At 44.9% G+C, this 21234-nt stretch carries 16 protein-coding genes; 8 read left to right on the forward strand and 8 right to left on the reverse strand.

Annotation, left to right across the window (positions count from 1 at the left end; translation table 11 throughout):
• Positions 1–14: 14 nt before the first annotated feature.
• Positions 15–776, reverse strand: a complete 762-nt coding sequence (locus R7E00_RS10595) for a TatD family hydrolase (protein ID WP_262606308.1) — start codon at positions 774–776, stop codon at positions 15–17.
• Positions 777–960: 184 nt separating this feature from the next.
• Here R7E00_RS10595 and hemB point away from each other — a divergent pair, with 184 nt between their 5' ends.
• The 3 genes from hemB to polA all read left to right on the forward strand — a co-directional run bounded on the left by hemB (position 961) and on the right by polA (position 5990).
• Positions 961–2022, forward strand: coding sequence for a porphobilinogen synthase (gene hemB, locus R7E00_RS10600; protein ID WP_031777176.1), 1062 nt, complete (start codon positions 961–963; stop codon positions 2020–2022).
• A 127-nt stretch (positions 2023–2149) separates the two neighbouring features.
• Positions 2150–2584: a GNAT family N-acetyltransferase gene (locus R7E00_RS10605; protein ID WP_005379245.1), complete on the forward strand. Its 435-nt coding sequence runs from the start codon at positions 2150–2152 to the stop codon at positions 2582–2584.
• 619 nt (positions 2585–3203) lie between these two features.
• Positions 3204–5990: a DNA polymerase I gene (polA, locus tag R7E00_RS10610; protein WP_005379246.1), complete on the forward strand. Its 2787-nt coding sequence runs from the start codon at positions 3204–3206 to the stop codon at positions 5988–5990.
• A 747-nt stretch (positions 5991–6737) separates the two neighbouring features.
• On the opposite strand, the gene yihA is transcribed toward polA, so the two are convergent.
• Positions 6738–7397, reverse strand: a complete 660-nt coding sequence (yihA, locus tag R7E00_RS10615; RefSeq protein WP_017635019.1) for a ribosome biogenesis GTP-binding protein YihA/YsxC — start codon at positions 7395–7397, stop codon at positions 6738–6740.
• 159 nt (positions 7398–7556) lie between these two features.
• On the opposite strand from yihA, the gene R7E00_RS10620 reads away from it, so the two are divergent.
• The 5 genes from R7E00_RS10620 (at position 7557) to hemN (ending at position 12264) form a co-directional block, all read left to right on the forward strand.
• On the forward strand, positions 7557–8174 hold the full coding sequence (locus tag R7E00_RS10620) for a c-type cytochrome (RefSeq protein ID WP_005379248.1): 618 nt from the start codon (positions 7557–7559) through the stop codon (positions 8172–8174).
• 837 nt (positions 8175–9011) lie between these two features.
• Positions 9012–9650 carry a class I SAM-dependent methyltransferase gene (locus tag R7E00_RS10625; protein WP_005379250.1) on the forward strand — a complete coding sequence of 213 codons (639 nt, stop codon included), beginning with the start codon at positions 9012–9014 and terminating at the stop codon, positions 9648–9650.
• Complete coding sequence (gene yihI / locus R7E00_RS10630) at positions 9650–10192, forward strand: Der GTPase-activating protein YihI (RefSeq protein WP_025768295.1); 543 nt, start codon at positions 9650–9652, stop codon at positions 10190–10192. Before R7E00_RS10625 ends, yihI begins: the two co-directional genes overlap by 1 nt.
• Before the next feature lie 7 nt (positions 10193–10199).
• Positions 10200–10688, forward strand: coding sequence for a DUF2489 domain-containing protein (locus R7E00_RS10635; protein ID WP_005379254.1), 489 nt, complete (start codon positions 10200–10202; stop codon positions 10686–10688).
• 184 nt (positions 10689–10872) lie between these two features.
• Positions 10873–12264, forward strand: a complete 1392-nt coding sequence (hemN, locus tag R7E00_RS10640) for an oxygen-independent coproporphyrinogen III oxidase (protein WP_025768296.1) — start codon at positions 10873–10875, stop codon at positions 12262–12264.
• A 69-nt stretch (positions 12265–12333) separates the two neighbouring features.
• Here the strand turns inward: hemN and add are convergent, their stop codons facing one another.
• The 6 genes from add to glnA form a co-directional block, all read right to left on the reverse strand.
• Positions 12334–13338 carry an adenosine deaminase gene (add, locus tag R7E00_RS10645; RefSeq protein ID WP_005382965.1) on the reverse strand — a complete coding sequence of 335 codons (1005 nt, stop codon included), beginning with the start codon at positions 13336–13338 and terminating at the stop codon, positions 12334–12336.
• 146 nt (positions 13339–13484) lie between these two features.
• Positions 13485–16031 (reverse strand): EAL domain-containing protein, encoded by a 2547-nt coding sequence (locus R7E00_RS10650; RefSeq protein WP_054579550.1) that lies wholly within the window; start codon positions 16029–16031, stop codon positions 13485–13487.
• A 102-nt stretch (positions 16032–16133) separates the two neighbouring features.
• On the reverse strand, positions 16134–17537 hold the full coding sequence (glnG, locus tag R7E00_RS10655; RefSeq protein ID WP_005379267.1) for a nitrogen regulation protein NR(I): 1404 nt from the start codon (positions 17535–17537) through the stop codon (positions 16134–16136).
• Between the two features lie 57 nt (positions 17538–17594).
• Positions 17595–18641 (reverse strand): nitrogen regulation protein NR(II), encoded by a 1047-nt coding sequence (gene glnL / locus R7E00_RS10660; RefSeq protein ID WP_017821940.1) that lies wholly within the window; start codon positions 18639–18641, stop codon positions 17595–17597.
• A gap of 132 nt (positions 18642–18773) precedes the next feature.
• On the reverse strand, positions 18774–19355 hold the full coding sequence (locus R7E00_RS10665) for a DUF4124 domain-containing protein (RefSeq protein ID WP_042522597.1): 582 nt from the start codon (positions 19353–19355) through the stop codon (positions 18774–18776).
• A gap of 195 nt (positions 19356–19550) precedes the next feature.
• Positions 19551–20960, reverse strand: coding sequence for a glutamate--ammonia ligase (gene glnA / locus R7E00_RS10670; protein WP_005379275.1), 1410 nt, complete (start codon positions 20958–20960; stop codon positions 19551–19553).
• Positions 20961–21234 lie beyond the last annotated feature (274 nt).

A 21234-nucleotide genomic window follows, 5' to 3' on the forward strand; every position in this document is an offset into this window, starting at 1 on the left:
TCAATTCTCGTGAATTAAATATTAAACAGCTTTTTGGCATTCTCAGTCGTTATGGCATCGATGGTTGCGATGTCGACATCACGCAAGTCGGCAACACGTTGTGCAACGAGAGAAGTGTAGGCTGGTTCATTACGTTTACCACGGTGTGGCACAGGCGCTAAATATGGACAGTCGGTTTCTAAAATGACCCACTGCATATCCAAATGTGGAATGACTTTATCCATCCCGCCATTCTTAAAGGTCGATACGCCACCCAAGCCTAAGTGGAAGCCTAGCTCATTGATTGCTTGCGCTTCTTCTAAGCTGCCTCCAAAACAGTGGAATACACCACGCAGACGACCATCTTGCTCTTGTCTTAGCAAAGTGAGTGTTTCTTCAATCGAATCACGAGTGTGGATAACGACTGGTAAGTCCATCTCTTTTGCCCAGTTAAGTTGAGCTACGAACGCCATTTCTTGCTCAGCACGATAGGTTTTATCCCAATACAGGTCGATACCGATTTCGCCCACCGCAATAAACTTGTGTTTCTCAAACCAACCGCGGATGATCTCCAACGTTTGTTCAACATTGCTGTCCACATAACAAGGGTGGAGTCCCATCATTGAGTGGCACACGTCAGGATATGCCGCTTCGGTTTGTAGCATGGGCTCAATAGAGTCCAGATCGATGTTTGGCAACAGGATTTTATTAATGCCTTGCGTTAAGGCGCGTTGTACTACTTCATTGCGGTCGTTATCAAATTCGCTGGCATAGATGTGCGCGTGGGTATCGATCATCGTTACTCTCTGTGCTTCATAGTTGGTTTCGTATTCGAAGTATACTTGAGTGTGAGTGCTGGGTCATTTTCAGTTTTTTTCATTACCTTTTTCCAGATTGTCACTCGCAACATGCATCAAGAGTGATATGATTTTGTTCACCAGATGATTTGATCATCATAACCGTCCAGACAAGGAGAAAATGGTGTCTGTATCAATTCAAGGTCCATTCCCTGCACGCCGTATGCGTCGTTTACGTAAGCACGATTTTAGTCGTCGTTTGATGGCTGAGAACCAACTTTCTGTTAATGATCTGATTTACCCAATGTTCATTCTTATGGGTAAAGATCGTCGTGAGAGCGTGGAGTCCATGCCGGGTGTAGAGCGTTTGTCGATTGATTTAATGCTAGAAGAAGCACAATACCTTGCAAATCTAGGCGTTCCAGCAATCGCGCTTTTCCCTGTCGTAAACCAAGACGCTAAAAGCTTATGTGCTACTGAAGCCTACAACCCAGAAGGTTTGGTTCAGCGAGCAGTACGAGCGCTTAAAGAACACATTCCTCAAATTGGTGTAATCACAGACGTGGCACTCGACCCATTCACGACACATGGCCAAGACGGCATCATCGATGAAGATGGCTACGTAATGAATGATGAAACCACAGAAGTATTGGTTAAGCAGGCTTTGTCTCATGCAGAAGCGGGTGCTGACGTAGTCGCGCCTTCAGACATGATGGATGGCCGAATTGGTAAGATCCGCGAAGCATTAGAAAACGCGGGCTACATTCATACTCAAATCATGGCTTACTCGGCTAAGTACGCATCGAACTACTACGGACCATTCCGTGATGCGGTTGGCTCTTCTTCAAATCTAAAAGGCGGCAACAAGAAAAACTACCAAATGGACCCAGCAAACATTGATGAAGCGATTCACGAAGTGGCGCTAGACATCAACGAAGGTGCGGACATGGTGATGGTTAAACCTGGTATGCCATACTTAGATGTAGTTCGCCGAGTAAAAACTGAACTTCAAGTACCGACATTTGCTTATCAAGTCTCTGGCGAGTACGCGATGCATAAAGCGGCGATCATGAATGGCTGGCTCAAAGAGCGTGAAATTGTGATGGAATCACTATTGTGCTTCAAACGTGCAGGTGCAGATGGCATCTTAACGTACTTTGCGAAAGACGTTGCTGAGTGGTTGGCAGAAGAGAATGCACAAACTGCTCAACACCTAAATCGTACTCCGGAAGCGACAGAAGAGTAATTATCGCTCAGTGAGAAATACCAGACCAACAAGAGTTGTTCGTCTGTATATACCCAAGTAACCTCAGGCGGATTACAACAGTAACAATCCAAGGTGCTTGGGTATTTTTATTTTGGAGAAGAGAACAATGACAATGCTGATTCGTGAAGGCACATTGGAAGAAGCACTTCAAGTTGTGGCGCGTGTTACCGAGTTTTCGAAAGGAGAAACGGTAGACTCCATGACTCAACGTTTAGAAGAGAAAAACAGTTTAATCCTCGTTGCAGAAAAAAATGGCACGATTGTCGGCTTCAAAATAGGTTACGAATTAGAGGATGGTGTTTTCTATAGCTGGTTAGGTGGTGTTGTCCCTGAAGCTCGAAATGAAGGTGTGGCACAGCTGCTTTTGGAAGCTCAAGAGGATTGGGTGGCAGAACAAGGCTACAACACATTAAAAGTGAAATCTCGAAACCAGTTTCCGGCTATGCTTCGCTTGTTATTGAGAAATGGCTATATCATTGAAAAGTTTGAAGAAAAAGTAAATCTTCGAGAATCTCGAGTGCATTTCATTAAAGCAATGTGAAAATAAATGAGATTTTTTCTCATTTAACTGTTGACTACGAAATGAGAATCATTATTATTAAACCTGTCTTAGGTAATGAGGAAAGTTCACAAGGACGTTGAGTGACTTATTAACAGAAGTTAATTAACTGAAAGTTGAGAAGTGATGAAACATTTTTCCGAGAACTTGCACGAATTCTTTTTGACACGACATTGCTCACATTGCTTCCAGTGTAATTTATAGCTTCTTGGTTAAGCTGCTCTATTTACAGAATTTGCTTTACCACTTCTGCTAGGCGACCCCATTCGGGTCGCTTTTTTCTTTTCTACGATTTCTATTTGACGTCACTATTAATATCTTTTCCACATGCGATGATCATTTTAGGATCGTTGATCTTCTCGCCGTTATGCGAATTTATTATTATAAATCAATGATTTGAGTTGGTGTTTTCTTGTGTTTTTTGTTATTGGATAACCAGTGGATAATTTCTATAAACAGAGTTATCCACAGGAGGTGGTGTTTTCGTGAATAAAGTCGGAAAAATTTACGCGACCTAGATCGAGCGAACAAGATAGATTCGGATCAGCAGTCATGGCATCCTAGGCAGATCTCTCAAGTACTGAATTGGATACAGACAATTATGGCAAGTATTCCTGAAAATCCGTTGATCCTTATCGACGGCTCTTCTTACCTATATCGCGCTTTTCACGCCTACCCGGGCACCATGAGCAATGGTGAAATTCCAACTAATGCCGTTTACGGCGTCGTGAACATGTTACGCAGCATGATGCGTCAGTTTGCGTCTGAGCGCATCGCGGTGGTTTTCGATGCAAAGGGAAAAACCTTTCGTGATGATATGTATGCAGAATACAAAGCGAATCGTCCGCCAATGCCGGATGACCTGCGTTGTCAAATTGAACCATTACACAATGTTATTCGTGCAATGGGTTTGCCGCTGATCTGTGTTCCTGGCGTCGAGGCGGATGACGTCATCGGTACGTTAGCATACCAAGCATCACAAAAGGGCATGCCTGTATTGATCAGTACTGGTGATAAAGACATGGCGCAGCTAGTGGATGATAACATTACCTTGATCAACACCATGACGAACGTCGTAATGGATCGTGAAGGTGTGGTTGAAAAGTTTGGCATTCCACCTGAGTTGATCATCGACTACTTAGCACTGATGGGCGATAAAGTAGATAACATTCCTGGTGTACCGGGTGTCGGTGATAAAACCGCGACCGCACTACTGCAAGGTATTGGTGGTCTGACGAAGTTGTATGAAAACCTCGATGATATTGCAGGGCTTGGTTTCCGTGGTTCTAAAACCATGGCGAAAAAGCTCATCGACAACAAAGAAAATGCCATGCTTTCGTATGAGCTCGCGACCATCAAATTGGATGTTGAGCTTGAGGAAACGCCAGAATCATTGCTGAAAGCGGAACCAAATAAAGACGAATTAGTGAAGCTGTATGGCCAACTGACGTTTAAATCTTGGTTGAATGAACTACTTGAAGGCGGTTCTGGATCTGTGGAGGCTGTAGAGCTTGCAGGATCTTCACAAGCTTCTTCTTCTCAAGCCGAGATGGAAACTTCTGCGGTAACAATCGATCGCAGCCAATATGAAACAATTCTGGATAAAGAAACCTTCAATGCTTGGCTAGATAAACTTCAAACGGCTGAGCTGTTTGCATTTGATACGGAGACCGATAACCTAGATTACATGCTAGCGAATCTAGTTGGTTTGTCATTCGCTGTCGATGAAGGTATTGCGGCTTATGTGCCAGTTGCACATGACTATTTAGATGCGCCTGAACAGCTTGATCGTGATTGGGTACTAGAACAGCTGAAGCCAATTCTTGAAGATGCAGCGAAAGCAAAAGTCGGTCAAAACTTAAAGTATGATGCGTCTGTACTCGCTCGTTACGACATTGAGCTAAAAGGTATCAAGCACGACACGATGTTGGAATCGTATATCTACAACAGTGTCGGCGGTAAACACGATATGGACAGCTTGGCGCTTCGCTTCCTACAGCACAGCTGCATTTCTTTTGAGCAAATTGCAGGTAAAGGCAAAAATCAGCTTACGTTTAACCAAATCGAACTGGAACAAGCATCGCCATACGCGGCAGAAGATGCGGATGTGACCCTTCGTCTGCACAATCGCTTGTTTGCTAATATCGAGCAGGATGAAAGCCTGAAGACAGTTTACGAAGAGATTGAAATGCCGTTGGTGCCAGTTCTTTCGCGCATTGAACGCACTGGGGTCTTTATCGATGAAATGAAGCTGAGTGCGCAGTCGGTCGAGATTACCGCTCGCCTTGATGAGCTTGAAAAGAAAGCGTACGAAATTGCAGAGCAAGAGTTTAACATGAACTCGCCAAAGCAATTACAAGCCATCCTATTTGAAAAAATGGGTTTACCGGTTGTGAAGAAAACGCCATCAGGCACACCATCGACGAATGAAGAAGTTCTGCAAGAACTCGCACTAGACTACCCACTACCAAAACTGATTTTGGAATACCGTGGTCTGGCGAAGCTAAAATCAACTTACACCGACAAACTGCCGAAGATGATCAACCCATCAACGGGTCGCGTGCATACTTCTTACCACCAAGCAGTGACCGCAACGGGTCGTCTATCTTCTACTGATCCGAACTTACAGAACATTCCAATTCGTAACGAAGCTGGCCGTCGTATTCGTCAAGCGTTTGTCGCGCCATCAGGGCATAAAATCTTAGCGGTCGACTACTCGCAAATCGAACTTCGCATCATGGCGCACCTTTCTGGTGACCAAGCGTTATTGGATGCATTCCGTGATGGCAAAGATATCCACGCGGCAACCGCAGCAGAAATCATGGGTGTTTCTATTGAAGACGTTTCAAGTGAGCAACGTCGTCGTGCGAAAGCGGTTAATTTCGGTCTTATTTACGGCATGAGTGCGTTTGGTTTGGCGAAGCAATTAGGCATTCCTCGTGGTGAGGCTCAAGCGTACATGGATACATACTTTGAACGTTACCCAGGCGTGATGCAGTACATGGAAGACACACGCAGCACAGCAGCAGATAAAGGGTATGTTGAAACGATTTTTGGTCGACGTTTGCATTTGCCAGAAATCAAATCGCGCAACGGGATGCGTCGTAAAGCTGCTGAACGTGCGGCAATCAACGCACCAATGCAAGGTACGGCAGCGGACATCATTAAGAAAGCGATGCTGTTGGTTGATCAGTGGATTCAGGAAGAAGGCAATGGTCGTGTGAAGTTATTAATGCAAGTACACGATGAATTGGTCTTTGAAGTTGAAGAGTCATCATTGTCCGAAATTGAAAGTAAAGTACAGAAATTGATGGAATCTGCAGCAGAGCTAAAAGTACCGTTGGTTGCAGAAGCAGGTCACGGTGATAACTGGGATCAAGCTCATTAGTCACTTTTAGACCAAAATAACCAATTAATTATGAGCCAGCGCACAAACGCTGGCTTTTTTTTGAGATTAAAAAAGCTAGCGCAAAGTTAACTTTGATGTTGCTTAATAAAAATTTCATGAAAAAAAACTACAAAAATTCTTTGCAATTCTGACCAATTGTTGTACATTAATACTCGTAGGGTACAGAGGTAAGATGTTCTATCTTTCAGACCTTTTGTTTCACGTTATTGGATTAGGCTGATTCAGCCGCCCCAGTCAGTTTTTGACTGGGGCGTTTTTTATTGGGCGAAAGAAAATTATTCTTTTAGATCAGTAGCTTAAAGTAAGCCTTTAAAAACCTTCTTTTTTGACCTTTCTAAGTCACTGCAAAATCTCGATTTTTCCTTCAAATTTATTGCGTTATTCATCCTGTAAATTTACGCCAGTCACACTATTATTTTTTCTTGAAAGAAACTAAGTTACATCTTTTTGAAGCTTTGCTTGGCTTAACTGTCTGAATTGTAATGCTATTGGGTGTTTTGGGAGTGAATGTTTGGTGATAAACAGGAAACAAGAGCGCTTTTTAACCTATTGAAATCGAATCTCAGTTCAGCAATGCTTCGTCACATAACAATAATTACCAATTTTTCTCTCCCGTTATCCCTGCCAGGAAGGCGGGGATTTTTATTGCCTGTTATTTAGTTCAGATAAACAAAAGCCCCACCAAATGGCAGGGCCGTGTCGAAGAAATTTAACAAATATTGTTAATTATTCTTCATCGCTCGCTGGTATCTCTTGTTCGTCTTCTTCTATCAGGTGTGCTAGTGCTGGTGCAAACCAGGTATCCAGTTTTGCACGTAGCTGATCGACACCTAATCCTTTCAGTGAAGAGAACACATCAACAGAAACGTCACCACCGAAAGTTTCTACTTGCTTACGAACTTTCAGTAGAGTTTGTTTGCGTGCACCACTTTTTAGTTTATCTGCTTTGGTTAGCAAAACTTGCACAGGAATGTGGCTATCGATGGCCCAGAAAATCATTTGTTGGTCGAGATCTTTCATTGGATGACGAATGTCCATTAGAACCACTAAGCCTTTTAGGCACTCGCGTTTCTGTAGGTATTCACCCAAAGATTTCTGCCATTTGTTTTTCATCTCTACCGGTACTTGAGCAAAACCGTATCCAGGTAGATCGACAATGTGACAACCTTCTTCTACTTTGAAAAGGTTGATTAATTGCGTACGACCAGGTGTCTTTGATGTCTTGGCTAAGCTTTTTTGATTAGTTAGACGGTTAAGTGCACTCGATTTACCAGCGTTTGAGCGTCCTGCAAACGCAATTTCGACACCTTCGTCTTCCGGCAGGTGACGAATATCGGGTGCGCTGGTGATGAAATGCGTATTTTGGTAATGAATTTTTACGCTCACTGTTAACTCCATCTCGACTTTGTGTAGTCGATTGATTACTTTTTTGTGAAAATGTGTAAAATAACCGTGCTCGGCATAAGGTCGCCTATTGTACCATGAGTGTACGCGGTATGTTCACATTCCGTGGTACTGGAAGCTTGATAATTATAATGGAATGTCATGAAGAAATTAGCGCTAATTTTGAGTCTTTTAGCCAGTTGCTCAGTATGGGCCCAAGGTAATATTGAGGCTGGTAAAGCAAAATCACAAACCTGTGTCGCCTGTCACGGAGCAGATGGCAACAGTGCAATAACAACGTACCCGAAACTCGCAGGCCAACACGCTAAGTATCTTGAGAAGCAGTTAAAAGAACTTAAGCTAGGCATGACAAGTGGTGGTAAACAAGGTCGTTACGATCCTGTAATGAGTGGTATGGCAATGCCACTGAGCGATGAAGATATCGCAGACCTATCTGCTTACTACGCTTCGCTACCAGTTTCAGAAAACTCAACACCTGAAGATGTAGTAGCAAAAGGCAAAACGCTTTATACCGCTGGTGATGCCGAGCGTGGCCTAACCGCATGTATTGCATGTCATGGTCCTCGTGGCAATGGTACTGAGCTTTCAGGTTTCCCGAAAATTTCTGGTCAGCATGCTGACTACATCAAAGCTCAGCTAGAAAAATTCCGTGATGGCGACCGTGGTAATGATATGAATGCCATGATGCGCGACATCGCGAAGAAAATGACAGACGAAGATATCGAAGTGCTGTCTAAATACGTTGGCGGTCTGCACTAATATACCTAAATCGCTCAAGATCCTGCATCTTGAGCTGGTTGGGTAGATGTCCCTACATCGTTCGAGCAACTTGTACAAAAATGCCCTAGTGAATCCACTAGGGCATTTTTGTTCGTGACAGATATCACAGTCGAGTTTGGATGCAAAAGCGATAGTTGGCTCGGCAGTTTGTGAGACATCTGCCATACTTGATGTTGACTTTTTCTTGTTAGTGTTTTTAAGTTTTTGATTAAATGATAATTTTGATTTTTTAGAAAAATAGGCGGATTTTTTTTCAACCCATTACTTGTGAGTATAACGGGATGGCGTAAAGTAGAAGTCGTTCACAGGGGGTGAATGTAAGGATTTAAGACCACGGTTTAGGTCTCCAAGGATGTAGCTCGGATGCTTGGTGATTTAGAAAGGGATTTAGATAGGTAGGGAGCCTATCAGATAAGGATGGTCATCTCGTCTGACGGTTAAGACAGTGAAACGGATCAGGCACAGGAAGTTGCTCAGTAGACAGGAAGTAAACGGATAGCCAAAATTCATCAGGAAGATGAAAAACAACTCTTTTTGGCAGGGAAAGCTCTAAAAACAAAGGGATCATTGGTGCACCAAATGTGTGCAACACAGTTTCGCCAATTGATGGCACTTAGAAAGCGACAGTCTGACTGTCGCTTTTTTTATATCCGTTGACTTGCTCAGTCGTAACTTGAATTGATATTACTGCACTTATTTAGCTTTATAGGTTGTAAACAAAGTTTTTTAACAAAAATTGCTGAAAAAATACTCAACAACACTCCAATCCGAGTTCACTTTCTGGTATGTTTCGCATCCCTGTTTGAGGAAGTCAGCATGCATACCTGTCCTTTATGCCAAAATCAGCGCACTCACCATTATTTTGAAGATAAGCGTCGTGAATATCTTCAATGTGAGCAGTGCAGCTTGGTATTCGTAAATCCAGACCAACGTTTGGATGCGGAAAGCGAAAAAGCTCACTATGATTTGCATGAGAACAACCCCGATGATTTGGGTTACCGACGCTTTTTGTCGCGTATTGCTGACCCGATCACAGAGCGAATTTCTCCACAATCAAATGGTATTGACTTTGGTTGTGGTCCTGGCCCAACGCTCTCCTTGATGCTGGAAGAGGCGGGGCACAACATGGCGTTGTACGATCTCTACTACCACCCTGATACGTCGGTTTTAGAAAAAACGTACGACTTCATGACAGCAACAGAGGTGATAGAGCACCTCTACCACCCAGATTTGGTGTGGAAGCAATGGTTGAATTTAGTTAAGCCAGGGGGCTGGATAGGCCTGATGACGAAAATGGTCATCGACGTGGAGGCTTTCAAATCATGGCATTATAAGAACGATCTCACTCACGTAGTGTTCTTTAGTCGTGACACGTTCCAGTTCCTAGCAGAGCGGGATAAGCTCGAACTCGAATTTATTGGTAATGATGTAATTTTACTGAGGAAACCCCAGTAATGAGCCGTAGTAAAAAATCTAGAAAACCGGGTGCCGCTGGTGCACCTGAGTTTGTTGTAACTCGTAACCGTACAGAATCTGATGTGGAAGGCCGCTTACGCAAGCGTGCTAAAAAGCGTAAAGGTCTGAAAACGGGTAACCGTAACTCAGAAGTTAACGAGCAGAAAAAGCAAGCTGCTGCACAAAATCGCGACCCGCGCTTAGGCAGCAAAAAGAAAATACCTCTGATTGTTGAACCTGCGAAGAAAATGACGAAGCAAGAGCGTCGTTTGTCGGCAGAGCAAGAACTAGAGATGCTAGAAAATGACGCGCAATTGAACGTGTTGCTAGACCGTATTGAAGCGGGTGAAAACCTGGGCACAGGTCTACAGAAATTCGTCGATGAGAAACTCGATCGCATTGAGAAGCTAATGGACCAACTAGGCTTGTTGGAACCTGAAGAAGAGGAAGATTTCACTGCACCTGCTAAGAAAAGCACGCGCAACGATGATGACTTGCTGGCAGATTTCGACGACATTAATTTCGACGACTATAAAGGATAATTAAGCTATGAATGTAACCTTATTAGCTATTGCTGGTGTTGTGATTATCATCGCACTCGCTTCTTATGCAGGTTACCTTCTGCTTCAATTGAAAAAGCAAAAGGAATTGCAGCTGAAGCATCAAAAATTGGCGATAGACAAACGTAACGCCAACATTTTTGAGAATGTGCATACCTTGTGTCAGGCGGGCATTCAAGGCCAGTGCGATTTATCTGAAATCAGTATCCGTGTGTATAACATCATGGATTATGTACAAGGTGAAGACCGCGTTGATTTCGATAAAACGTACCCTGCGATTTCTGAGCTTTACCACATCGTGAAAGATATGGCGCGTGGCGAAGAACGCCAACAACTTGCCAAGAAAGAGCGTATGCAACAGAACTTGACGCGTCATAAAGCGGAAAGCCGCCTCACTGATGCGATTATTGAGGAGCTCAAAGTGTTGCAGAAAAACGTCCAGCCACTGAATAATCAAATCAATATTCAGATGATTTAAGCGCGACCTCCAATAGTCTCCTTATGGCTAATGGGGGTATCGTGATCACGCTAGCACTTCTTTAGTTTTATACTTAAAAAGCCAGTCGGCGTTGCCACGCTTGTCATCGTCGTATGGCAAAATAGCGGCTCTGAATATCGGGTGACGGCTTTCGTTGCCCTAGCATTTAACGGAAAGTACCACCATGTCGAATCAACACACTGAATCGAAACAGCAAATCGTCTGGGATCAAGCGGTATTGGATAAGTACAACTATTCCGGGCCTCGTTATACGTCGTACCCAACGGCGCTGGAGTTTCATGAAGCGTTCACCATTTCTGATTATGATATGGCATGCACTCAATACCCAGAACGCCCATTATCGCTGTACGTACACATTCCGTTCTGTCACAAGCTTTGTTACTACTGTGGATGTAATAAAGTCATTACGCGCCACTCGCACAAAGCGGATGAATACCTCGACGTGCTTGAACACGAAATTCGTCAACGTGCTGCATTACTTGTGGGTCGCACCGTGACGCAATTGCATTTTGGTGGTGGTACACCGACGTTTCTCTCTGAAAAGCAAATCACGCGTGTAATGAGCCTGCTACGCCAAGAGTTTACTTTTAGTAGCGATGCTGAAATCAGTATCGAGGTTGACCCGCGTGAAATCGAGCTGACCATGCTGGATCATCTGCGTAGTGAAGGCTTCAATCGCTTGAGCATCGGTGTGCAGGACTTCAACAAAGAAGTGCAAAAACTGGTGAATCGTGAGCAAGATGAAGAGTTCATCGTTGCGATGGTTGCGCGCGCAAAAGAGTTAGGCTTTCGTTCGACGAACCTAGATTTGATTTACGGTTTACCGAAGCAGACCAAAGAATCTTTTGCCAAGACTCTAGAACAAGTGCTAGAGATGCAGCCGGGCCGTCTATCCGTGTTTAACTACGCGCACATGCCACAGCTATTTGCAGCGCAGCGTAAGATTAAAGACGAAGACCTGCCAAAAGCAGAGGAGAAGATGGCGATTCTGCAAGACACCATCGCGACACTGACTGGTGCTGGCTACCAATTTATCGGTATGGACCACTTTGCTTTGCCGGACGATGAACTTGCTGTTGCCCAGCGCGAAGGTATTTTGCATCGCAATTTCCAAGGCTACACCACACAAGGTGAATGTGACTTGGTTGGCTTTGGTGTTTCTGCAATCTCGATGATCGGCGATGCGTACGCGCAAAACCAGAAAGAGCTGAAGAAATACTACGCTCAAGTCAACGAACTTCGTCACGCTCTATGGAAAGGGGTCTCGCTGGACTCTGATGATTTGCTCCGTCGCGAAGTGATTAAGCAGCTGATTTGTAACTTCAAGTTAGACAAGAAAGCCATTGAGTCTGAGTTTAAAGTGAGGTTTGAACAGTACTTTAAAGAAGATTTGCAGCTACTTCAGACCTTTATTAACGATGAGCTGGTGGAAGTGGATGATAATGAAATTCGTGTGACGCTGCGAGGTCGTTTGTTGATCCGTAATATTTGTATGAGCTTCGATAAATACCTACGAGCAAAGGCACGTCAGCAACAGTTCTCTCGTGTTATTTAATCAGAGATACAGATTCAAGATATAAAAAATGCCAGCAGATGCTGGCATTTTTTTATGTTTTCGCTGGATTTAAGCGCGATCTTTTACTTTTTCTCTCAGTTCCGATTTTTCTGCTTCTGAAAGGAACGCAATCTCAAGGCCATTGATTTGCGCTTGGCGAATCTGGTCTTGGCTCAGGCCAGCGGCTGGTGCCGCTACTTCGTATTCGTATGGCAGTTCGATGCCTTCAACCGCTGGATCGTCAGTGTTCAAACACGCAAGAACGCCATGCTCTAGGAACTGCTTGAGAGGGTGGTTTTCTAGCGTTTCTACCGTACTTGTTTGGTAGTTTGACGTCAGGCAAGATTCAATACCAATGCGGTTTTCTGCTAGGTAATCCATCAGTTTTGGATCGTGAATCGCTTTTACGCCGTGACCGATACGAGTTGCGCCCAGCTCATTGATTGCTTGCCACATGCTCTCTGCACCTGCTGCTTCACCAGCATGGACCGTTACCCCAAGGCCAGCATCGCGTACTTGCTTGAAGTGAGACACAAAGCGATCACCCGGTTGGCCTAGCTCGTCACCCGCAAGGTCAACGGCAACGATGTGATCTTTCTGGCTCAGAATGCCGTCCAGTTCTTGTTGACATGCGTCAGTACCAAATGTACGACTCATGATACCGATCAGGTTGGCTTTCACGCCAAAATCGCGCATACCCGCTTGCACACCGTCCACGACGGCTTCAACAACCCCCGCTACTGGTAGTTTGTGTTTCATCGCCATGTAGTAAGGAGAGAAACGCAGCTCTGCGTAATCGATTTGTGCGTTTAGCGCGTCTTCTACGTTTTCGTACGCGACACGACGACACGCATCTAGATCGCCCAGTACAGCAACACCCCAGTCGAGCTTAGAAAGGAAAGCAACAAGAGAGGGTTCCGCTTCGACAATTTGAACGTGAGGAGTGAGAGACTCAATATCGTACGCTGGTAGGGCAATGCCAAACTTTTGGCCTAGCTCAAGAATCGTTTTAGTACGAATGTTACCGTCGAGGTGACGGTGCAAATCAGTAAGAGGAAGGTTCTTCGTTATCATTTTGTCGATCCGATAGTTATGAACTGGAACAGGGCCCAAACATCATCTGTGACAATACATGGGTAAGATTTGCAGTTAAGTATAAATAACAGTTGGGTAGATTGTCAGTAGAGGATGACTAGGAAATCAACGATTCTCGCTCTTTTCTACTTCATGTTCACCAAATGTGTTGGCCATTCTTCTAGTGGCATAGGGCGGCTGTAGTAGAAGCCTTGCACCTGATTACAGCCTAAAGAGCGCAGTAATTGTGCTTGATTGCTATCCTCGACACCTTCCGCGACGACATTAGTTTTGAGACCTGCTGTGATATTGATGACGGCAGCGACGACTGAACTGTTTAAGTTTTCTTGTGTGAGTTGATTGATGAAGGTGCGATCAATCTTCAAGCAGGTAAACGGCAGAGAGTGGAGGTAACCCAGTGATGAGTAGCCGGTGCCAAAGTCATCTATCGCGATACCAATACCCATTTCACGCAGTTTAGTCATATTTTCTAGTGTGGTCGGTGCGCTATCAATGATACGTGATTCTGTGATCTCTAGTGTGAGGTTACTTGCTGGTAATTTCGTGATATCCAATACGCTTATCACCGTATCAACAAAACTTGGGCAAGATAGTTGATTAACGGAGATATTCACATGCAGTTGGAAGTCCGACGGCCACTGTTTGCTTTCGATCGCTTGGTAAGTGTCGCGACAAGCTTGTAACAGAATCTGTTGGCCGATGGCTTTGATCATGCCGCTTTCTTCCGCGATTGGGATAAAATCTAATGGTGACACCATACCTGAGTCGCTATGCCAACGCGCAAGTGCTTCGGCGCCACACACTGTGCCACTGACGAGATCCACAATCGGTTGGTAATGAGGAATAAACTCTCGGTTTTCAATGCCAGTTTGGATCTTGGTCAGCATTTGCGTACGAAACTTTGAAGCGCTCGCTAGTTCTGGGCTGTAGTGACAAACACCAGTCAGTGAGTCTTGTTTAGCGTAACTTAATGCGATGCTGGCGTTGCGTAACCATAAAGGCATGGTTTCGTTTGGCTGGGTTTGTACAATACCAAGTGAAATCTTCATCACTACATTCTCGCCTTCCACCATAAATGGGGTGGAAAAGAGTTGCTGTAATCGACGCTCGGTTTGTTTAATTTTGGTTTCCGTGTCGACATTTGAGAGAAACACCGCGAACTCATCACCACCAATCCGAGCCAATAATGCGTTGTCACGAAACTGCTGTTTTAGCCTTTCAGCGATGCTGACCAACAACTGGTCGCCGTTGTGATGACCCACACTGTCGTTGATATCTCTAAATTTGTTGATACCAAGTAAAAATAAACTGCCGTGACAAAGATGAGACTGATTTTCACAGATTTCGACCAAACCCTGACGGCTATATAAGCGTGTTAGAGAGTCATAAACTAACTGTTCACGCAATGCTTTGAATGAAGCTCTTAGATTGTTCGCCATTTCATTAAAAGCATGAACCAGTACGGTTGTCTCATACACATAACCAGGCTTTGGCATGCCGCTATCCCAATCCCCATTTGCCAGGTGCTGAGCGGCGGCGGCCGTCGCGTTAATTGGTCTGGTAACTCGGTTGAAAATGATCCAACTGATGGCGATCCCAAATAGGCTTACAATAATGCCAACGAGCCAACTCTCTTGCTGGCTTTTTGGTAACAGGCCGAGAAGCTCGGACTCCGAAATGGAGGTGCCAATAAACCATGTTAAGCCATCTTGGTCTCGATACGGGGTTAGCCGACTGAAAATACGTTGTCCATCATGTTCAAATGAAAAAGTATAAGGTTGCTTGGTGTTGTTGAGATCGAAAGACCGGACGCGGCTCGCACTGATTTTGATGATCGGGTCTGCGTTTTCAGCGGCAAGCAAACGCTGCCCTTTATCCGAAAATTTTGTGCCCCATGAGATGACGCTTCCCGGGCCTGAGTGAGCGATTAAACGATGATCTGGGTCCATGATGTAGACCGACGCTTTAGTGTTGTATTTTAACTCGCGCAGGAATTCGTTGAATGTATTGATACGAATGTCTGTCACCAAAACACCAGCAAATTGGTCGTGTTTGTACACCGGCGTCATGGCTGATAGCGTAATATCCTGGCGTTCATCAGCGTTGGTATAAATTTCAGACCAAGTGGCGTTTTGGCTCTCTGCAACGGGCTTATACCATGGGCGAGTGCGAGGATCGTATTGGGAGATAACCGTTCGAATGTTGTTACTCACATGGTTGGTTCCATAAATAACCAGATCACCATCGGTGTGGCGATCTTGCACCATTAAGGTGTAATCGTCGGAAAGTTCGCGGCGAAAGCCTGCAAAGTCGCCGTTTTCTGAACCAAATGCGATTACATCCAACTGCGGTATCGATTGGTAAAGATTTTTGAATGCACTTAGCAGGTAGTTTTGAATGTCTGAGGTATCGTGAGGGCGATAAAGGTTGTGATAGCTGACGTTGTGCGCGAGAGCCATAACCGCAGTAAAAGGCTTACGTAGATAGCTATTGAGGTGGTCGTGGACACTTTCGGTTAACACGGAAAGTTGCTTGTCACTGATATCCGTGACCACTTCTTCGTAACTTTGTTTTTGGACGTAGACAATGACACCGATCGCCAGTAAGAAGATCATGACAAATGGAATCAGAACAGCAGTACGCAGTGTAATTTGAGTCGTAGCAGTAGACATCGCCTAATCACATAGATGGTGGTGCGCCACAATTGTACTGATGTTTTTATTAATATCGAGTGACAAACGACGCTCGTTGTTAACGCACCACGTAAGTGATTGTCAGTACAATTCTTTTAATTTTCTGGTGAGTGTATTTCGCCCCCAGCCTAATACTTTAGCGGCATCTTGCTTATGACCTTTAGTGTGCTCTAAGGCTGCTTCTAATAAAATGCGTTCAAATTCTGGTAAAGCGTAAGAAAGTAGTTCTTTATCTCCTGCTGCGAGTGAATGCCGTGCCCAATCCGCCAATTGTTCTTGCCAACTACCATGTGCAGAGTCTGAAATGGATTTTTTCTCTTCTAGTAGTTCGCTTGGCAAGTCATTTGGTAACACCTCGCTACCACTGGCCATAACGGTTAACCAACGGCAAATATTCTCTAATTGACGCACGTTGCCAGGCCAATCAAGGCGGTTAAGAATCTCTACAGTCGACGGGTGGAGAGTTTTTGTTTCCACACCAAGCTCATCAGCCGCACGGATGAGAAAATGCTGTGTAAGCTTTTCAATGTCTTGCTTACGCTCACGCAGTGCCGGGATCTGAACGCGAATCACGTTTAAGCGATGAAATAGGTCCTCACGAAAGTCACCTTCGTGCACCAGCTTTTCTAAGTTCTGGTGTGTTGCCGCGACAATTCGTACATCGACACTGATCGGAGAGTGACCGCCCACTCGATAAAACTGCCCGTCAGCTAGAACGCGTAGTAAACGAGTTTGAATGTCCAATGGCATGTCGCCGATTTCGTCTAAAAATAGAGTGCCGCCATTGGCTTGTTCGAATCGTCCTTGACGAACATTGTTTGCCCCCGTAAACGCGCCTTTTTCGTGGCCAAACAGTTCTGATTCAATCAAGTCTTTGGGAATCGCCGCCATATTGAGCGCAATGAAAGGTTTGTTAGCACGTGGACTGTGACGGTGCAGTGCATGAGCAACGAGTTCTTTACCCGTGCCCGATTCACCGTTAATCAAGACTGAAATAGAGGAGCGAGAAAGACGACCAATGGCGCGAAACACCTCTTGCATCGCTGGTGCTTCACCGATAATTTCAGGCGTTTCTGCTGGAATGTCTTCTGGAGAGAGCTGCTCGCGTTTGTTTTCGTGGCTGTGTGCAATGGCTCGTTCAACCAGAGTTAAAGTTTCATCAATATCAAAAGGTTTTGGTAAATATTCAAAAGCACCTTTTTGGTACGCATTCACTGCCGCATCTAAATCTGAATGCGCGGTCATGATAATCACGGGAAGGTCTGGGTAATCGCGCTGTACTTGCTTTAGTAGCTCCAACCCATCAATACCTGGCATGCGAATGTCTGATACTAGAACATCCGGCACTTCGCGTTCGAGCGCCATTAACACGCTTTCTCCATCGGCATAGGTTTCACATTTGATGTTGGCAGAGGAGAGCGTTTTCTCCATTACCCAGCGAATTGAACTGTCGTCATCAACGACCCAAACATATCCTTTACTCATGTAGTAATCCTTGCAGCAAACCGAAAAACTGACGCGACTTGAAGTCCATTAGCGCACTCAGATCGGCAGATAAATAGTAAATGTTGTGTGACCAGGCCAGCTTTCTACGTCTATTTTTCCATTGTGCTGGTCGATCAAATTTTGCGAAATAGATAGCCCTAATCCAGTTCCTCCCTCGCGGCCACTGACCATGGGATAGAACAGCGTGTCTTGTAGTTCCGGTGGAATACCTGGGCCGTTGTCTGTGATTTCGACACGAGCAGCGAGTTTACAGCGTTTGCCGTGAATATTGGCTTGATGCACCGTTCTGGTGCGAATGGTTATTTTCCCGTGTTCTTGATGGCTAAGAATTTGTGCGGCGTTGCTGACGATATTAAGCATTGCCTGCTCGATTTGGTCTGTATCCATCAAAATCTCTGGCAAGCTTGGGTCATAATCTCGTTCAATGATGATTGAGCGTTGTGACTCTAATTCAACCAGTTGGCGAACCTTTTCAAGAATTTGGTGCAGATTCTCTTGTGTCTTCTTACCTGGCTTTTGCGGTCCTAGTAATCGATCCACGAGCGCCCTTAAACGGTCTGCTTGCTCAATGATGATGTGTGTATATTCGGTGAGAGAGGGCTCTGGCAGCATTTTTTCTAGCAATTGCGCCGCACCGCGTAAGCCGCCAAGCGGATTTTTAATCTCATGTGCAAGCCCTCGGACTAACAGCTTCGCTGCTTGTTGTTGGGCGTGTTGGTTCAGTTCTTGAGAGAGTCGGCGCTGCTGATCAATTTTGCGCATCTCGACCAGAAGCATTAACTGCTTTTGCCAAGTGATAGGGCTAACCGTCACCTCTAGCATTAAAGGGCGGCCATCAACAACGAAAGTGACGTCACTGTCGGTGATGCTTTGGCCACTTTGCAACGGTTGAGTGAGCAGCGCGAGATCCAGCGACGCATGCTGAATCAATTGAGAAAGTGATTGTTCAATAATTCGTTTGGCGCTTTGAGAAAACAGCAATTCGGCAGCCGGATTGGCATAACGGATGGCCAATCCATCATCAAGAATCAGCGTTGCTGTCACCATATTGTTGAGAATGGCACTAGGAAGACTGGTATCCACATTACGTCCTTGTTTTGCTTTAAGATTGTGCGATGCACAATAATGGTGCAATTGAACGTTAAGTATGGCGAATAAATCTTAGAAGAAAAAGTGAAAAGCATCGCTGTGATGTGATTTTTTTCACCAGATATTCTATTTTGCCCCTTTTACGGTCGGCTTAACACTTGCTCTATGTAAATGCACCGTTATAGGGCTAGTAGATGCAATAAGCTTGCCGCTTCTTTTCGCGTGCACAGCAAGTGTGTGAGTGCCTCGGTCAATATTGTTTAACTGCCACACTATATGGTTTTGTGGTGCACCATAAGGTTTTCCATCGAGTAACAATTGCAATTGCTCACCGATACCAAGCTTGCGATTGGTTTCTAATTGAATATTGATGATGCCTCGATTGCTGCGGATGGTCTCGTTGTGCTTGGGAGTCAGCATCGAGAGTTGTAATGGGAGAGGCTGATCGGTTGTTTTCTCTGGCTTGTTTTGTGATGCAGTAGATGGCGTAGTCTGAGGTGCGAGCGATTCAGTACTTTCTACCTCAGGAGCTGGTGCGCTGGCTTCAAGGTTTGGCAGTGCGATCGCTTTTGCTCCTTTGTTTGGCGTATCACTAAAGTGAACCACGCCATTTTCATCTACCCACGTATACGCGACCTGCGCGAAGGCGATAGAGGCGATTAACAATCCGCTGAGTGCACACAGTGATGGAATAAGCTGAACTTTCATTGCTCACCTTCTCTTGTTCGATGATTTCACGTTTCAATGGCTTAGCTCTTTGACCTGTAAGGAAAAATTCTAAGTGTATTTTTATTATCCTCTCATGTTAAACGTCGAAGCTTGACTGGCGAATACAAAAAAGGCCCGCCTGCGAGGCGAGCCTAATATTTTATTGCTGTGTTTACATTTTACACAGTGTCGACCTTACACAGAGTAGTAAAGTTCGAACTCAACAGGGTGAGTTGTCATGTTCACACGCTCTACGTCCTGAGACTTAAGGTCGATGTATGAATCGATGAAGTCGTCAGAGAATACGCCGCCCGCTGTTAAGAACTCACGATCAGCATCTAGCTCTGCTAGCGCGTCTTTTAGTGAGTATGCAACAGTTGGGATTTCTGCTGCTTCTTCAGCTGGAAGATCGTAAAGGTCTTTATCCATCGCTTCGCCTGGGTGGATCTTATTCTTGATACCGTCAAGACCAGCCATAAGCATTGCTGCGAAACATAGGTATGGGTTCGCCGCTGGGTCACCGAAACGAACTTCGATACGACGTGCTTTCGGGCTTGGTACCACTGGGATACGGATTGAAGCAGAGCGGTTACGCGCTGAGTAAGCTAGCATTACTGGTGCTTCGAAGCCTGGTACAAGACGTTTGTACGAGTTGGTTGATGGGTTAGCGAATGCGTTGATTGCACGAGCGTGTTTGATGATACCACCGATGTAGTAAAGCGCCATTTCAGATAGACCGCCGTACTTGTCACCAGCAAATAGGTTTACGCCATCTTTTGCTAGAGACTGGTGAACGTGCATACCGCTGCCGTTGTCGCCAACAAGTGGTTTAGGCATAAACGTCGCTGTTTTACCAAACGCGTGAGCAACGTTGTGTACAACGTACTTGTAGATTTGGATTTCGTCAGCTTTGGTTGTTAGCGTGTTGAAACGAGTTGCGATTTCGTTTTGACCCGCCGTTGCCACTTCGTGGTGGTGCGCTTCAACAACAAGACCCATTTCTTCCATTACTAGACACATAGCAGAACGGATGTCTTGAGATGAATCTACTGGAGCTACTGGGAAGTAACCACCTTTAACGCCTGGACGGTGACCTTTGTTACCTTCTTCGTAGTCAGAACCTGTGTTCCATGCCGCTTCTACGTCGTCGATTTTGAAGAAAGAGCCTGACATGTCTGTCGAGAACTTCACGTCATCAAATAGGAAGAATTCTGGCTCAGGACCGATAAGTACAGTATCTGCAACACCAGTAGAACGCATGAAGTCTTCAGCGCGTTTTGCGATAGAGCGTGGGTCACGGTCGTAGCCTTGCATTGTTGCAGGCTCTAAGATGTCACAACGGATATTTAGTGTTGCGTCTTCCGTGAATGGGTCAAGCACAGCAGAAGATGCGTCAGGCATCATTACCATGTCTGATTCGTTGATACCTTTCCAGCCAGCAACTGATGAACCATCGAACATTTTACCTTCTTCGAAGAAGTCTGCGTCGATTTGGTGAGCAGGGATCGAAATGTGCTGCTCTTTACCTTTTGTATCAGTGAAGCGTAGGTCAACAAACTTAACTTCGTTTTCTTGGATCAGCGATAGAACGTTTTCTACTGACATCTTGGATAACCTCCAGTGTTAATAAGCGGTAAAAGCTCGATTTATGAATTATTCATGAAACCTGGCATTGATTAATCAATTTGACTTTTCATTAATCGATGCTGTTTTAACTAAAGCCAAAACCGTGCCAAAAAAAATATTCCATTAATTTCAAGCAATTGTGTTTTTGAATGCTAGTTTGGTGCAGTTGCTTGCACCAAAATGATCTTTGATTGCACTATTATGGTGCTAAAAATCATTGTTGCACCATAATGTGACAGGTACATTGCGTATT

This window comes from Vibrio sp. Vb1755, assembly GCF_033338635.1.
GTDB classification, from domain to species: domain Bacteria; phylum Pseudomonadota; class Gammaproteobacteria; order Enterobacterales; family Vibrionaceae; genus Vibrio; species Vibrio alginolyticus.